The following is a 12,853-nucleotide window of genomic DNA, read 5'->3' as shown; positions in this document are numbered from 1 at the left end:
GTCCAATTCACGCCATTTCGATCCCCATGTAGGTAGACAATCAAAAATCTACCGATTATGGCAACTGCAACTGAACAACAAGTAACTGGAAAACCAAGCAAACAAGTCGATGAGGTACGCAAATATTGGCTGGAGTGCGCTGCGGCCGCACCTGGTCATGAATCCCTCGAGGCGGCGCGTGACTATGGAGAGAACTGGCAACGTCTTACGGCCGAGCCACGGGGGGTGGATTATATCGAGACCGAGGCGGGTGGCGTAGAGGCAATGTGGGCTGTCCCGAAAGGATGTGCAACCGATCGTGTCATCCTTTGTTTTCATGGAGGAGGTTTTTTTAGCGGCTCCATGTATACCCATAGAAAGCTCTTCGGTCATTTTGCCAAGGCCATTGGCTGCAGGGCATTGCTTCTTAATTACAGCCGCACACCTGAACACCAATTTCCCACCCAGGTAAATGAAGGACTGGCAGCGTATAAATGGCTGCTCGACCAGGGTATTAAGGCAAACCATGTCGCCTTTGCCGGAGATTCGGCCGGCGCCAATCTTGCTATTACTACCGTAGTGCTTGCCCGTGACAAAGGCCTGCCTTTGCCGGCGGCAAGTATGCCTTTTGGTGGCTGGTTCGACATGGCAGGCACCGGGGAATCCAGGATATATAATGCCGATAAGGATGCCCTTTTCACCGTGCAGTGGATCAACGATATGGCGGGCATGTTTGTCGGGGAAAAAGGCAATCCCAAAGACCCCTGCATCAGCCCGGTCTACGCCGATCTCAAAGGCCTTCCCCCGATCTATTTGCAGGCGGGTGGTAATGAAATGTTATTGGATGACAGCACCCTGTTGGCGGAACGCGCCAGGAAAGCAGGGGTGGATGTCAGTTTTGATATTTTTCCCGGCATGCAGCATACTTTCCATATGGCTGCCGGCCGCGCTCCCGAATCCAACGACGCTATTGCCAGATATGCCAAATGGGTAAAACCCAAACTCGGGCTGGCTTAACTGAATTGTTTACATTCGTTATAATTATAGTACTATGGAAGAATTTGCACTCGTCTTCAGACATCTGGCAGGAGATAACCTGCCCACGCCGGAGCAGTTGAAAGTCAACCTACCGCTATGGGATGACTGGGCTGCCGGCATCGCCGCCCAGGGAAAATTTGTCACCACCAGGCGTCTTGCCTTTGGCGGGAAGGTATTGAAGGCCAGCGGGGTGGTAACAGATGGTCCTTTTGTCGAGGTTAAGGAACAACTGGGCGGATTCATGATCGTCAGGGCTGAAAATATTGATGAGGCTATTACGCTTGCCCACGGCTGCCCTATATTCGATATAGGAGGTACTGTCGAAGTCAGGCCATTTGCCGCAACTAATCAGGCGATCCTTGCGATGGAAAATGGGGAATGATCCGGATATTATAACGCGGTTATTCAGAAATGAATTCTCAAAAATGGTTGCTGTGATCAGCAACCTTTTTGGCTTACAACATCTTGACCTTACCGAGGACATCGTCAGCGAAGCCTTTTTACAAGCCGCGGAATCATGGAGTATCAAAGGAATGCCGGACAATCCCACCGCATGGCTTTATTCGGTGGCCAAACACCTGACATCCCATTATTTCAAACGCCATAAGACCTTCAGCCGGAAAATAGTTCCCGCGCTGATCACCGGACAAGAGGGCCCGGCCCTACCACAGGATCCTGATTTTTCCGACGGGAATATCATGGATAGCCAGCTCAAGATGTTATTCGCCATCTGCAATCCGGCTATTATTAGCGAGGCGCAGATCGGACTTGCCCTGCGTATTCTTTGCGGTTTTGGCATCGATGAAATTGCAGAAGCCTTTCTGACGAACAAAGAAACGATCAATAAAAGACTGTTCCGGGCCAAGGAGAAACTAAGAAAAGAAAATGTACTCCTGGAAATGCCCCGGGGGCCGGAAATCAATAATCGCCTGGATAATGTCCTGCACATTATCTACCTGCTTTTTAATGAAGGTTATTATTCCACGACGAAAAATGAAACTCTCCGCAAGGATCTATGTGTGGAGGCCCTGCATTTAGGCGTTCTCCTCACGGGATTGGAAACCACCAATCTTCCGCAGACCAATGCGTTGATTGCATTGATGTGTTTTCACGCATCCCGGTTCAGGGCCAGGCAAGGTGGTGACAGTTCCCTGATCCTATATGAGGACCAGGATAAAGATCTATGGGATGATGAACTGATCAATAAAGGCGAGTATTTTCTGGCCCTCTCTGCCCGGGGACCGGAAATGACCTCCTATCATTTGGAAGCAAGGATCGCCTGGTGGCATTGTCAAAAAAATGATCCTCCTGAAAAATGGGGAAAAATTCTGCAACTATACAATCAGTTGCTGTTAATTAATTACTCGCCCAGCGTCGCGCTGAACAGAACGTATGCCTTATTCAAGGCCAAAGGTGCAAAACCTGCGTTAATCGAGGCAATGAAGTTGAAGCTCGATAACAACCATTTTTATTTTACATTGCTGGGCGAACTGTACAAAAACATCGGCGATAAAAATGCCAAGGCCTGTTTTGAAAAGGCCTATGCGCTGGCTACCACCCACAATGACAAGGAGATCCTTATGAGGAAAATCAGCGGCCTTTAGGAAAACCTATATTTTATATTTCCTTCGGTACTCAACAGGTTGTAAGCTCCCCTTGTTTTCGACCCACGAGATATAAGAATGAAGTATTCAATTCAGCGATATGTTAGGTTATTTTTGCCAGCTTAATTTAAATGGAAGCCGTCCTATATGAATTGTAGATATTTCATTATTCCATGCTTCAACGCTTATGCTCATCGGCCTATCAAAATATGTAAACTCACTACTGGCTAGTGATCCATCTACTTCAAAAAATATTTCTTCAATTTTGTCGGCCTTGCCAAAAATATTCTCTATTTTTTCTTTAGGGGTGCTTTTGTAAAATCCATGCACATTGTTGTACAGTTTCATCCCGGTTATCTTCTGTTCATCAATAATGTAGGTAACTTTATTTTTCATGTGCAAGCATCCTCCATGTCTCATAACCGAATCAAATTGTTGTTTAAATGTAAAGGTTTGCCGATGCCCATCTATTTCGTAGAGCCAGTTTTTCCCGTCTCCACCGAACAGTTGCTTCACATTGACAGGGAGTTTTACTAAGGTTATGGAATCAACTTCGTCGATTTTAAGTAAAAAGCATTCATCAAAGAGCTTGAACCCAAAAAGTTTTACTTCACTTATTGGAACTTCTCGTTCGGCCAAAATGGAAGGGTTTTCAGCTATTTCGAATCGGTCCATTTGAATGAAATTGATGAGAGTATGTGCTTTAGTCTTTGCAAATAAAGCAAAAAAAACACATAATATGGCCCAAATTGGGTTGACTTACTTTAGAATGAAAAAGCCTCTAGATATTTCTATCTTTATTCAATGACTCGACGTTTTCTCAGGTATCTTCCTGCCATTCTGTTCTTCTGCTCATTGCTGCTGCCTGCTTTTGCGATAGGAGACGCTGCCGTAATTGGTCTTGGAGCGCTGATCTACGGATGGGTCGGCATTGGAAGATCGTTTGGTTGGTCCTGGCTGGCCAACCCATTACTTATTTTTACCTTGCTCTTATTTTTTCACCGTAGTAAGAGCATATGGCGTCGCACAGCCCTTTACACGGCATCTGCTGCCTTCCTATTCTCCCTTAGTTTTCTGCTCATAGATAAGATTCCTGGTAAAAAGTCGGAGGCGATGGTTGGGGCGGTGACACTTAAGGTCGGGTATTGGATTTGGCTTTACAGTATGGCGGCGCTGCTGGTCGCCGCCGTCCTAAACAATAGTGAAGGGCCTGGTAAATTCCGGCCTGCGGATTGAGGAGCGCTTTGCACTACAACCCACCTTTCCCCGAATCGCATTGTTGAGGATTAAACGTCTTTATAATTCATATAATAGTGTCGGGGTGGTTTCTTCGGCCTTGGGATTCGTTTTACAGGTCGAACCTCCTGATCACCACTATGAAACTGAGGCAATGGAGTTCATACGGTGCTAATTTTAAATTTCCAATTAAATCCATTAAAAGATTTTGCGATCCGCCAATTCCCCTAATATTCCTTGTATTACGAAGTAATGAACTTCCAAGGGGGATTCAAACCCTTTGTTGATTCGAAACTAGCTCTCTTGAGTAGGACACAAAAATCGATTGGAAAAATTCGAACACGAAAAAGTCCTCAAAAATAATTCTCATATAAGTACCCTTAGATCAAAGGTAGAAATTTTAACCTTAACCCGTAAGACTTAGCGGTTAGGGCGGGACTACTGGCACCCTCCGTGTGACACGGCGATCCAAATTGGGCGAGTAAGCCATGAATTAATTGTGCGCGACCAACATTTCTTTCTGTCGGGATAATAACAGGCATTCCCTATGGCATGAAATTCTATTTGAAGGGTCCTGAGGTAGGTCTATCTATTGATAGTGCGGTGATTATGAGCTTGAAAGTTCCCAAAGCGGGGATTCGTAAGCATAAAATAGAGCTGTATCTTTGTGACCTATCATTAATCAAAGCACATTACCATGAAAATTATTCAAGTACTGGCGTCGCTGGTAATTTCTATCGGAGTTTTTGCAACTTGCCAGGCTCAGACTGATTCAAAGCAAAACACAGACAATCCTATGGAAATTCAACGTAGGAAGATCGATTCATTGGATAAAATACTTATAGCTACATTGGGTGCCCGGGAACGTGCCGTAAAGGAGATCGGAATTTATAAGGCAAAGCACAACATCGCCTCGTTACAGCCGGCTCGTTTCCAGGAAGTCATGAAAAGAAGCATTGAGGCCGGTACAAAAGAAGGGTTGTCAGCTGAATTTATCACCAAACTGCTGAACGCCATTCATGAAGAAAGCCTGCGTATAGAAGATAGTTTGAGATCTGGCAATAACGTCAGCCAGTAGACCAGGTTTTTCCGTATGGCTACGGGGTGCAGTGAAAAGACTTGCGGGCCGTACGACACAATTCTCGGACCATTTTCTTTTTGATACTATTTATTCTTTGTCATGTTTCCAGCTTTGGGCGGCATTTTTGCTCATTATTTTCGATGAACCTTACCTTCAAGATAGGAATTAAAGACATCCGGTTTGCCCGGTGGTGCAATTTCAAATTTGAGCGTTAAAGTAGATGCATCGACCTGGGTATAGGATAGCCGGAAGGTGGGCACACCGGCCGTCACAGGACTGGTAAAACTGATTGTTTTTTGATCGTCGGAAAAGGTGATCGCATAATGAATGGTATGATCTTCATTGTCCGTATAAATGGCTTTTGACAATTCGCCGGGTTTGTCGGCATATATTATCATCAGGTCATCGTGCGTAAAAGCCGCTTTTTGCGCAGTGGCAGGATAGTCCGTATGATTTTTTCTTACCAATATCCTTCCATCCAGATCAGGCTTGATGCTGAAATAGCCTGTACCCTGCCCGGGTTGGCCATTACCTTCACCCACCCAATCACCAATAAGAAAAGCGAATTTTTTCAAGGTTGAATTATCTGACGCAGATTGCTGTGCCTGCAGTGCTACGGAGAGGCAAAGGACGATGCCGGTCAAAGACGGCTTTAGAATAGACATTTTCATTGCTTGCTTATTTAAGATTGCTTCTTATTTCGAACGAACATTCCAATGATTAGGGAACTGATAGTGCCGATTACAATTTGCCCAACCAGTGCCATTAGCACCTGCGATGAGGTGCTGAAATCCTGTTTTACTTTGTCCAGCTGCTGCCTGATTTTTTCGGGGCTGTCATGGGCCGCGATCATTGCCTTTTCTGCTTCTTTTTCCATATAGGCGGCATAGCCGGGATTAATGGTGGTGCAATACAAAAAGCTGAAAAAAGCGACCAATACCCCCGTGATGATCGAGACAATAACGCCGGTCTTGATAGCGCCGCCGTAAGTTATTTGCGAGCCGTTTTGGTGCTTGGCCTCCCTGATTCCGAGGTAAATGCCTACCACCAATATGATGATGCTGAACAAACCAGAATACGCCCTGATCCGCCAGGCAGGGATCTCGAGGTGCAGAGAACTGTTAAACCAGCTCACAATAGTAAAGCAGGATAAGACCCAAAGGCCGGAAAGCAGGCCGGTATACAAGCCGGTTTTTACGGAAGGTTTCATTCAAGATTTGATTTGTAGGGAAATGTCATTGCCGCAGCAAATTTGGGCTTTCGGAAATCAAAAAACAAGAAACCGGGGGTGGAGAAAGGATGGATTTTTATAATCACGCCAGCTTTCCTGCCATTTCGGCATATTTAAGGCGTGCTTCAACGCGATTAGTGACAGCCAGCTTGGTGTAAATGTTATTTATATGGGTCTTTACAGTGCTGACCTCTACGAAATGGACAGCGGCAATTTCTTTGTTGGTTTTGCCGTCGACGATAAGCTGGAGGATTTGCAGTTCCCGTTGAGTGAGCAGCGTTTGGAGAGAGGGGGCCGGGTTGTCAACGGGTTTGGGGGCTGGCGCCACTGACGGCCGCCGGGCTATTAACATTCCGGTTGTCAAAAAACAGGCGGCAACCAGACTAAGGTAAAGGTCAAGCCGGATGTATTGATACACAGCAAAAAGGCTGATTACCTGAAACAAAATAACTGCGGAAGCTGTTAATAATGCGATCTTTACAGTAGTGGCATATTTTCTCATCCAGGCTGTATTTTCATAACCGTAAATTACGATTTTATGAACAAACGGATGCATTGGGACAAGATATTCGCTCATAAGAATGATAACGAGAAGAGTTGGTTTCAGCCATACCCAGCCACCTCTGTGGCATTTATAGAGGAGCTTAACCTTCCCAAAAACGCAGCGATCATTGATGTGGGCGGTGGAGACAGCCGTTTGGCGGATACGCTGTTGGAAAAGGGTTATACCGACATTACTGTCCTGGATATTTCTGCGGCTGCTATCCAAAATGCCCGGGAACGGTTGGGAAAAGACGCTGATCGTGTACAATGGATAGTAGGTGACATATTAGAATTTTTGCCCTCCAGGCATTATGATTGCTGGCATGACAGGGCAGTTTTTCACTTTGTAACGCAGCCAGACAATATTCGGCGCTATACCCGACTGATGGAAGACAGCATTCAACCACACGGAGCATTGATCATAGGAACTTTTGCAGAAGATGGGCCGGAAAAATGCAGTGGCCTTCCAGTAAAACGATATTCGCAAAGAATGCTAACAAGTATACTACAATCTTCTTTTGAAAAAATAAGGTGCATTGATGAAAAGCATGAAACGCCGTTTCATACGATACAATCATTTACATTCTGCAGCTTCAGAAGGGCGTAACGCTCACAATGTGAAATTATTCTCCTGCTTCCCACTTATTTGCGATCATAATATACCCGCTATCAGTCGCTTCTGGGTCCCCATTGGATATTGTAACCCTGCTCCCTGAAGTAAGGAACAAAGTTCCTATCTTAGGTAAATAAAAGACCCAAGTATAATTCTTATGCAAACACATTTCATGCGCTCGGGAAAAAGCCTGTTAGGGATATTTCCGCTCATTTTATTGTTTCAAACTATGAATGTATCCGCCCAGACATCGGACAAAAAAGTGGTTACACTTTCCCGGCAGACCTTTTTTAATTGTTTCACTTTCGACCTGCCGGATAATCTCACCAGGACTTCCGAACCAAAAGCGGAGAAAGCCTATGAGATAATCGTTTACGACAACGAAAAGGACAGCGTCGACGTGATGATCCGGCGGAAAAAGGAAGGGGCTAGCTTGGATGAAGCAAAACAATTGGGCGAATCCATGGCAGCATCCTTTTATAACGGGACCATACAAAAGAACGAGATCCGGAAGATCAACGGCCAGGATGTGCTGGTGTTCTTAATGACCGGTCATTGGAATGGAGCAGCGGAACTATCCACCTGGTTGAAATGCTTGGTTATCTCCAAAGGATTCATGTATCAATTCCTGATCAGATTCCCCAAGAACTACGCAAAATATCCGGAGGATACGTTGAATAAGATAATCAACTCGATCAGTGTCTGCAAATAATTCGATCAGCAATTGCAGATAACCCGGTCAGTGTGAGATGGCGGTGCGATCAGGAAAGATTTCCAGGTAATGATTGGAAATAATGCCCGTCTTTTCACCGCTACACTTTCTCACTTCATCCGCAGCGTCCTTTAAGCCGTCAGCCGCTCATCCAATCCCGCCATCTGATAAATGCTTTTACGCTTACGGATGAATAGCCGCTACTTTCGAAGAAAGGCCATTTTATGACGATTATCCGTTCTTTTTTTCTCTTGTCATTCTGCCTGGCTTGCACATTGGGGTGTAAAAAAGGTAATTCCCGTACATCCAATGCCTGCAGGATAGCTGTTAATTATGATACACTGTTCGTTCCCAGTGGAATGGAAACAGCCGTTACCCGGATTTTCTATGACAACGATGGCCGGGTTGCCTATACCCAATTCAATACGTTGAATGGTTCGTCCACGCGGGTTTTCATCCATCATGACAGCGCCATTGTGATCACGCCGACCAATCTCCAAAGCCCGACCGATACTATTCTTATCAACGGCAAGGGAATGCCTGTACAGATAAAACGCACCTATGTCGCCAATGACTATTATGATCTCTCCAACTATTCCTATGATGCCGCAGGTCTGTTGCAATCAATCGCCTATGTCCAGGCAGACATTTCAGGAGCCAATCGTCGTACCGCAACCAGCACCTATAAATTTGTAAATGGCGACTGTGTCAGTAAAACTTACACCGACGGGACCGGGAGTTCTACCACCAACTTTACCTATTATACCGACAAACCCACCGCCGATGGAGACTATCAGAGCTTCCAGAGTATCGGTGACTACGGAATGGTCATTATCCGAAACAAGCATCTGCTCCGTTCGTCTCAGTCCGGCACGTACATTTCCGAATATAATTACACCTTTGATAACACCGGCAAGATCGCAACTGCAACGTACCGGTACAACAACCAGGTATTTAAGAATACTTATGAATATGACTGCTCGCAGTAGCAACCATTCAACACCGACATTGTACTCGATCATCAGTTCCGTCCATTCTTTCCGCTTTATCTACCGCCGTTTCTAACCCTTCGCTGAACTTCACGATCCGATTCTGGCCCTCAACAGACGACTCCGTTGATCCCAATGCGGGGAGCCAGATCAAAATCTATTGAGAATCAATGACTTTCTGAAATGTCATTTAATACACGTTTCTCCATTTCGGGTGTTTTTCACGTTTCACAAATCAAAAATCTTTCATAGGTTGGAAAGAAATGCTGAAAGCCATATGACGCCGGAACTAATTAAATCAATCGCTAGCCTTTTATGGCCGATTACCGTATTAATTGCTTTATATAAATTATGGCCTTATATTCTTAAATTGACAAAAGATGCCACTGAGGTAAAAATTAAGATCGGAGAATATGAACTAACGTCCTCCAGGCAAACAAGCGAGATTTTCATAAAACCTATTTTAAATGAAATAGATGAAGCAATAGCTACGCTTACAGAACAGCAAAGGAAGGAATTCAGTAGAATATACAACCAAATTGAAGTAGAAGGCAGGGATGTTGAAGTGCCAGGTGATTTCATAAGAAATAGTGACTACCATTATATTTTAAGGGCATTAAGAAATATTAATTTTATCCAACCTTTCGGAGGCGGGAACTGGAAACCTGGGCAAAAAATTAGAATAAGGAATATGGGAAGATTAGCAGCGAAACTTAGGGCAAAGGACATAGGCTTCAAATAGCAGTATCCTGTAACCTTCATCAAATGGATGTGCGTCATATCGTACCATTATGTCCTGTAATCTGGCCACTACTGTAAAGCCTTAGAAGAAACAGGATTTTGTAGCACAAAATGTGCATTAAAAACCCCACACAGCTCCTTAGTACTGTAAAAACATTTATGCCGGGGGCTGGCATAGTTATTGAATTTCGTAGAGATAAGCGGCTGGCTAGACGTTTAAGTAGTCAACTTAATTCACTCACGTTTAAAACATTTTTATGAAAACGAATAAAATAGCAGTCCTTGCTGCAAGCTTAGTAATGGCATTTTCTCTATTTGCTTTTACTACTTTTAAGAATGGCTCCATCAAAGGAACAGTGAGCCCTTCAGCTGCCGCAACTTCAGCTTACGTGGTTTCGGGAATGGACACGATGAGAACTAATGTTCAAAACGGCGCTTTTGAAATTGGTGAAGTAAAACCTGGCACTTACAAACTAGTGATAGAAGCCATTGCTCCTTATAAGAATTTTGAAAAGGAAGGAGTGGTTGTCAAAGAAAAGAAGGCTACTGATGTAGGAGAAATTACCTTGCAGCAATAACCTGTTTTTCTATTTTGCCTATTCCTTTCAATAACCTTTGGTTTTAAATATATTTTATAAGGAATTTCCAGGAGCCCTCCGCCAATTTCAGGGCTGGCTTGAGATGCGGAGGGGGAAGGGATTATTCCAACTGCCACCTGCCAAGATTACCTTCACTATATAATAAAAATTTCCTTTGCATGTAACAATTGCGGAGTGGGCGGGATTGCCTTTACGCTACGCAGTGCTCGGTGATCCCAAGGTTGGGAGAGCCAGATGAATTGATGTCCGATTTGGAACAAGTATATCAATTTGGGAAGACCATTTCCCAAATTTTGTCATATACAGCCCCTATCCCAATCTGATTTTCTCCCGATCTTTGTATGGAGTCAGTTCACCTAAAATTATGAAAGCATGGGCAAGATAAAAGTAGCAGCATTTTCAGTTTCCCTGGATGGATTTGGAGCTGGGCAAGACCAAGGATTAGAGAATCCACTCGGCGTAGGAGGCGAAGAGCTTCATACATGGATCGTAACCACAAAGATGTTTCATCGTATGACCCGCAAAGAGGGCGGAACTGAGGGAGTGGATAACGACTTCGCTGAGAAGTCAATGGAGAATATTGGCGCGTGGATTATGGGACGCAATATGTTTGGGCCGGTTCGCGGCCCCTGGCCGGATAATGAGTGGAAAGGCTGGTGGGGTGAAGAGCCGCCATATCATGTTCCTGTCTTTGTTTTAACCCATCATGCAAGAGAACCACTTAAAATGAAAGGTGGAACAACATTTCACTTTATTACAGGTGGTATTGAATCCGCCCTGGAAGAGGCCAAAAAGGTCGCGAATGGTAAAGACATACGCATTGGTGGCGGAGTTTCGACCATCCGTCAATTCTTACAAGCAGGCTATATTAATGAAATGCACCTGGTCTTCTCCCCGATATTTCTTGGCAGCGGAGAACAATTATTTTCAGGAATAGATATGTCTGCCTTAGGATTCAATCAAGTCCAAAAAATAAACGGAGAAAAAGCAACGCATATTATTGCAACAAAAAGTTAGGGCGAACTGACGATTTAGGCCCACCCATGGCAGATTTTTCAAATATTAAAAGCTTTCAGATTGACTTATTCCGAAGGTTTTTTTTCATTTCCATCCCCACTCCTGTAATAGAGGATATCCCTTGGCGATATTTTTGAATTACAAGTGAATTTTGTAAATTTAAGCCGCCCCATTACAATTAGTTCTATATGAAAATCAACCAATGCCTGCCCTGCCTCCTTGTCCTTTCAATGAGTTGTCATTCACCTGCTAATAAACCTGCTCCTGAACCCCTCACTGTCATAGATACAACAAAAACCGTCAGCAGTCCGACCCCTCACGCTAAAAATGACTCACCAGTCGTCCTGAAATCTCATCTGCGAGACACCCTATCCGTAACCGGAAACTTTATTCTCTTCCTTCAACCTGATGAGGCCAGATATGCGGAGTTGGAAAAGGACGCTGAGGACGAAGCGGGCGATGGAGACGCTGATTTTGGTGTTGGCATTAGTGCCACCCGAGACAGTATGAAGAAAAACGAACGATATAAAGACATCAAGGTCCTGACAACTACCAAAAGATACGTCAGCATTAAAGACTGTAAAGATGGACCGCTAATCATCGACCGTGATTCAGTCAGCTATGGTTTCATCCTCTCAGGCAAAGGCAGGCCTATCGCCAAAACTTACAACAGCGTGCATAGCGGAGATTACCTCGGTGAACTCAACGAATATTTTTCCTTTCTTTCCCCACGCTGATGCCTGTGGAGGTCCGTTTTTCAGTAAAAATCAGCAGTAACCTGACGAAACCCCAGCAATACTTGCTCTTAATTGGCAATTTTTCTCAACACCTTATGTATGCCCCCCTTTCTTTCCAGTCGAAAACACTCATCACATCTCATCTAAATAGGAATTTAAGGTGTTGACAATCTTTTGTCTTCCCAATCAATAATTAGCTTTCTTTTTACAAATAGCCATTGATTATTTTGACGGGTATAAGTATCATAATAGCGAATACCTTCGGTTAGTAATATTCTTTTCCCATCTTCAAAAAAGATATGATGAGCAAGACATTGGACAGTCCCGGTTGTATCATCCCCGAATTTGATCGAGTTCTGCCCGTTAAGGTGAAACGTCATATTGTATTTTTCCAGGCCCTTGAACGCTTTTTCTAATTCTTTGCGCCCTTTCAATACGAAAATAGGCTTACTTGTATCGGGGTCTGACCGATAAACTTCCAACGTACCATTTTCAACAAAAAGAGCCGCCTGCCGTTGAGCTTTCGTCCTGTCCGCGTAATATGCAAAACTGTCAATTAACCCGCGTATGGCAATGTCATTTCTGAATTCATTTGAATTTAGTCGCCTTACGGAATCCAGGACGGACTGCGATTTTACAAGGAAAGTCTGTGTTATAAATAACAGAGTGATGGCTATATTTTTCATATAGTGGATTTGAATTTGCCGACCGTTAACTTTTATATATCAGTCCG

17 protein-coding genes are annotated in these 12,853 nt (G+C 44.3%); 12 read left to right on the top strand and 5 right to left on the bottom strand.

All coding sequences use genetic code 11. The features are described 5' to 3' along the window. The first annotated feature begins 57 nt into the window (after positions 1 to 57). The 3 genes from Q4E93_RS18740 to Q4E93_RS18730 are packed head-to-tail and all read left to right on the top strand — an operon-like array spanning position 58 to position 2,621. A complete protein-coding gene (locus Q4E93_RS18740; protein ID WP_303587786.1) occupies positions 58 to 996 on the top strand; it encodes an alpha/beta hydrolase in 939 nt (312 codons plus the stop codon). A 34-nt stretch (positions 997 to 1,030) separates the two neighbouring features. Then, positions 1,031 to 1,399: a YciI family protein gene (locus tag Q4E93_RS18735; RefSeq protein ID WP_303587784.1), complete on the top strand. Its 369-nt coding sequence runs from the start codon at positions 1,031 to 1,033 to the stop codon at positions 1,397 to 1,399. A 43-nt stretch (positions 1,400 to 1,442) separates the two neighbouring features. Further along, positions 1,443 to 2,621: an RNA polymerase sigma factor gene (locus tag Q4E93_RS18730; RefSeq protein WP_303587782.1), complete on the top strand. Its 1,179-nt coding sequence runs from the start codon at positions 1,443 to 1,445 to the stop codon at positions 2,619 to 2,621. A 108-nt stretch (positions 2,622 to 2,729) separates the two neighbouring features. Here the strand turns inward: Q4E93_RS18730 and Q4E93_RS18725 are convergent, their stop codons facing one another. Then, entirely contained in the window at positions 2,730 to 3,296 is a 567-nt protein-coding gene (locus Q4E93_RS18725; protein ID WP_303587780.1) for a hypothetical protein, read from the bottom strand. 129 nt (positions 3,297 to 3,425) lie between these two features. Between Q4E93_RS18725 and Q4E93_RS18720 the strand changes: the two genes are divergently transcribed. Both Q4E93_RS18720 and Q4E93_RS18715 read left to right on the top strand, forming a co-directional pair. Then, positions 3,426 to 3,857: a hypothetical protein gene (locus Q4E93_RS18720; RefSeq protein ID WP_303587779.1), complete on the top strand. Its 432-nt coding sequence runs from the start codon at positions 3,426 to 3,428 to the stop codon at positions 3,855 to 3,857. Between the two features lie 697 nt (positions 3,858 to 4,554). Next, positions 4,555 to 4,935 carry a chorismate mutase gene (locus Q4E93_RS18715; RefSeq protein WP_303587777.1) on the top strand — a complete coding sequence of 127 codons (381 nt, stop codon included), beginning with the start codon at positions 4,555 to 4,557 and terminating at the stop codon, positions 4,933 to 4,935. Between the two features lie 134 nt (positions 4,936 to 5,069). On the opposite strand, the gene Q4E93_RS18710 is transcribed toward Q4E93_RS18715, so the two are convergent. The 3 genes from Q4E93_RS18710 to Q4E93_RS18700 all read right to left on the bottom strand — a co-directional run bounded on the left by Q4E93_RS18710 (position 5,070) and on the right by Q4E93_RS18700 (position 6,671). After that, complete coding sequence (locus Q4E93_RS18710) at positions 5,070 to 5,609, bottom strand: hypothetical protein (protein WP_303587775.1); 540 nt, start codon at positions 5,607 to 5,609, stop codon at positions 5,070 to 5,072. 11 nt (positions 5,610 to 5,620) lie between these two features. Further along, a complete protein-coding gene (locus Q4E93_RS18705; RefSeq protein WP_303587773.1) occupies positions 5,621 to 6,148 on the bottom strand; it encodes a DUF4199 domain-containing protein in 528 nt (175 codons plus the stop codon). A 103-nt stretch (positions 6,149 to 6,251) separates the two neighbouring features. Next, positions 6,252 to 6,671: a response regulator transcription factor gene (locus Q4E93_RS18700; protein WP_303587771.1), complete on the bottom strand. Its 420-nt coding sequence runs from the start codon at positions 6,669 to 6,671 to the stop codon at positions 6,252 to 6,254. Positions 6,672 to 6,707: 36 nt separating this feature from the next. Between Q4E93_RS18700 and Q4E93_RS18695 the strand changes: the two genes are divergently transcribed. From Q4E93_RS18695 to Q4E93_RS18665, 7 genes are all read left to right on the top strand, one after another. Then, on the top strand, positions 6,708 to 7,319 hold the full coding sequence (locus Q4E93_RS18695; RefSeq protein WP_303587769.1) for a class I SAM-dependent methyltransferase: 612 nt from the start codon (positions 6,708 to 6,710) through the stop codon (positions 7,317 to 7,319). A 235-nt stretch (positions 7,320 to 7,554) separates the two neighbouring features. After that, positions 7,555 to 8,037, top strand: coding sequence for a hypothetical protein (locus Q4E93_RS18690; protein WP_303587767.1), 483 nt, complete (start codon positions 7,555 to 7,557; stop codon positions 8,035 to 8,037). A 224-nt stretch (positions 8,038 to 8,261) separates the two neighbouring features. Further along, positions 8,262 to 9,026 carry a hypothetical protein gene (locus Q4E93_RS18685; protein WP_303587765.1) on the top strand — a complete coding sequence of 255 codons (765 nt, stop codon included), beginning with the start codon at positions 8,262 to 8,264 and terminating at the stop codon, positions 9,024 to 9,026. A gap of 370 nt (positions 9,027 to 9,396) precedes the next feature. Then, a complete protein-coding gene (locus tag Q4E93_RS18680; protein WP_303587763.1) occupies positions 9,397 to 9,768 on the top strand; it encodes a hypothetical protein in 372 nt (123 codons plus the stop codon). 256 nt (positions 9,769 to 10,024) lie between these two features. Further along, complete coding sequence (locus Q4E93_RS18675) at positions 10,025 to 10,345, top strand: peptidase associated/transthyretin-like domain-containing protein (RefSeq protein ID WP_303587761.1); 321 nt, start codon at positions 10,025 to 10,027, stop codon at positions 10,343 to 10,345. Positions 10,346 to 10,738: 393 nt separating this feature from the next. Beyond that, positions 10,739 to 11,383 (top strand): dihydrofolate reductase family protein, encoded by a 645-nt coding sequence (locus tag Q4E93_RS18670; protein ID WP_303587759.1) that lies wholly within the window; start codon positions 10,739 to 10,741, stop codon positions 11,381 to 11,383. Between the two features lie 188 nt (positions 11,384 to 11,571). Further along, positions 11,572 to 12,120, top strand: a complete 549-nt coding sequence (locus Q4E93_RS18665; RefSeq protein WP_303587758.1) for a hypothetical protein — start codon at positions 11,572 to 11,574, stop codon at positions 12,118 to 12,120. 155 nt (positions 12,121 to 12,275) lie between these two features. Here the strand turns inward: Q4E93_RS18665 and Q4E93_RS18660 are convergent, their stop codons facing one another. Beyond that, a complete protein-coding gene (locus tag Q4E93_RS18660; RefSeq protein ID WP_303587756.1) occupies positions 12,276 to 12,806 on the bottom strand; it encodes a nuclear transport factor 2 family protein in 531 nt (176 codons plus the stop codon). Positions 12,807 to 12,853 lie beyond the last annotated feature (47 nt).

The organism is Flavitalea plasmicola (assembly GCF_030546645.1).
Taxonomy (GTDB): domain Bacteria; phylum Bacteroidota; class Bacteroidia; order Chitinophagales; family Chitinophagaceae; genus Puia.
This window is presented reverse-complemented; position numbering and strand designations above follow the sequence as displayed.